The sequence below is a fragment of the Okeania hirsuta genome (assembly GCF_003838195.1).
Lineage (GTDB): Bacteria > Cyanobacteriota > Cyanobacteriia > Cyanobacteriales > Microcoleaceae > Okeania > Okeania hirsuta.
The window spans coordinates 1-1870 of record NZ_RCBY01000533.1 but is presented as its reverse complement, the minus strand read 5'-3'; the positions used below and the strand labels follow the sequence as shown (position 1 = coordinate 1870).

Sequence of the window (1870 nt, the reverse complement as noted above, 5' to 3'; positions counted from 1 at the left end):
TGTCTCCTGTCTCCTGTCTCCTGTCTCCTACCCTCACCCATAAGACTTTTGAGCGCAAACCCTAAGTATTTTTTGATGTTTAGCAATATTGTTTTTGCTCGTTGGGTAAGATACAATACCAATTCTTAACAGTGAATACTATAGAACTCATTTGATATCTATTTAAAAAGAGATGGGGAGGTGGGGAGGTGGGGAGGTGGGGAGTATTTTTCAACCTGCTTAGTGCGCGTTCCCTCTCTTGGTCAGCATTCCCTTGGGTCTGAACCGACGCGGGATCTGACCGCTCTCTTGGTCGAGCAGTGCGCCCTGCGGGTTCCCAAGGAGCTGTGGGCAGGACCTGCATCCGCCCTTTATTAGCCACTTAAAGCAACTGCCATACGCAAAGCGTCTCTGTTAGCGTAGCTCCTCCGAAGGAGGAAAGAGATACCCGAAGGACGCGGAGTCCCATCCGCTTTTTCCTTTATACCTTCCCTACTTTCTGACTTTTGACTTTTTAATTATTACTTATGACAAAAAAACTGAATCGGCGACAAAGATACCAAATGGGTTCTATAGATGTGTCTTAATCAAGCTCAAAATTATTGAATTAGCTGAAGAACTAAAAATTATTTTAGGGCATTTCTCTATATCCCTGTTCCATGTTGCCTATTCCCTGACAACTAAAATTTATTGTCCTATACCAAAAGACGTATTGCTATATATAGCGACAAATAAATCAGATAATGAGTGTCAACTATTACCAATTACTCTTTAATGTTTACTGGAATTATTCAAGAAACGGGAAAAGTTTATCAACTTCACTTACAAGGTTTGGGATGTGAATTAATTCTTGATGTTTCTGATAGTTTATATACTGAAGTGGAAATCAAGTCTAATATTTCTGTCAATGGGAGGGCGTTAACAATTTTAGGTAAAGAGATATTAGGAGAGTTTTATCTATTAAAGTTTTATCTAGCTTCGACAAAAGTTGCTGCACAATATGAAGGACAGAAAAAGCTCAATTTAGAAAGGTCTATTCGTTTGGGAGAAGAAATTTCTGGGTCTTTATTTTATGGTGTACCTTCGGGGTATTGTCAGTTAATTTCTAAAGAGAATTTATCAGGGGGAGGGATAAAAATTGAGGTACTTTGGAAGAATGATTTTCTTCAATATCTTGATGTTAAAGACCTGATTTGTTTGGATGGAGTACTGTTAATAATTAGGGATATGGCCAAATTTTCTTTGGTGTTTGATATTTATCCAGAAACAGTTAATTTGACTAATTTAGTAGAAAAGGAAATTGGAGAATATTTTGCGATTGAAATTGACCCAATAGTTAAAAAGGTAGGGCAAATTTTAGCAAAAAAACTCCGTTGAAAGCTGAGTGATATCATGTCCGGTTGAATACTGATAAATAACGACGGAGGAATCAGGAGTCAGTCCTCAGGAGTCAGTCTTCAGGAGTTAGAGTCATACCAAATCTCAAAAAGTTTGTTATATATCTTTAATAATGGGGAGATGGGGAGATGGGGAGATGGGGAGATGGGGAGATGGGGAAATGGTAATCAAACATAGCATTACTATTAGACTTCTCCAAAAATATCGATTTTGGAACAGTATTATAAGGGTTGAAGAACCTTTTCTGGAGATGTCTATTCAGAAATGGTATTAAGAGGATGGTATTAGGAGGGAAGAAGGAAAAAGGAATAGAAGTATAAAGTTTTGATCGCGCTATTAAAGCTGATTTGTAAATTTAGATAAAACCTTTATTTCACCTAACTTTCAGGGATTTAGGTATTAGATCAAATCCGTTTAATTGGACATAAAAAAAATCTTCAATCGCCATAACTACGTTTATCTTTGTAATTCTTTCTCCTCCTGACTCCTGACT

The 1870-nt window shown here is 37.3% G+C and carries 2 protein-coding genes; both read left to right on the top strand.

Features of this window, described 5'->3' with window-relative positions; translation table 11 throughout:
• The first annotated feature begins 726 nt into the window (after positions 1 to 726).
• Positions 727 to 1356, top strand: coding sequence for a Lumazine-binding protein (locus D5R40_RS32565; protein ID WP_124144739.1), 630 nt, complete (start codon positions 727 to 729; stop codon positions 1354 to 1356).
• Between the two features lie 133 nt (positions 1357 to 1489).
• A complete protein-coding gene (locus D5R40_RS38670) occupies positions 1490 to 1651 on the top strand; it encodes a hypothetical protein (protein ID WP_161564487.1) in 162 nt (53 codons plus the stop codon).
• Positions 1652 to 1870: the final 219 nt, after the last annotated feature.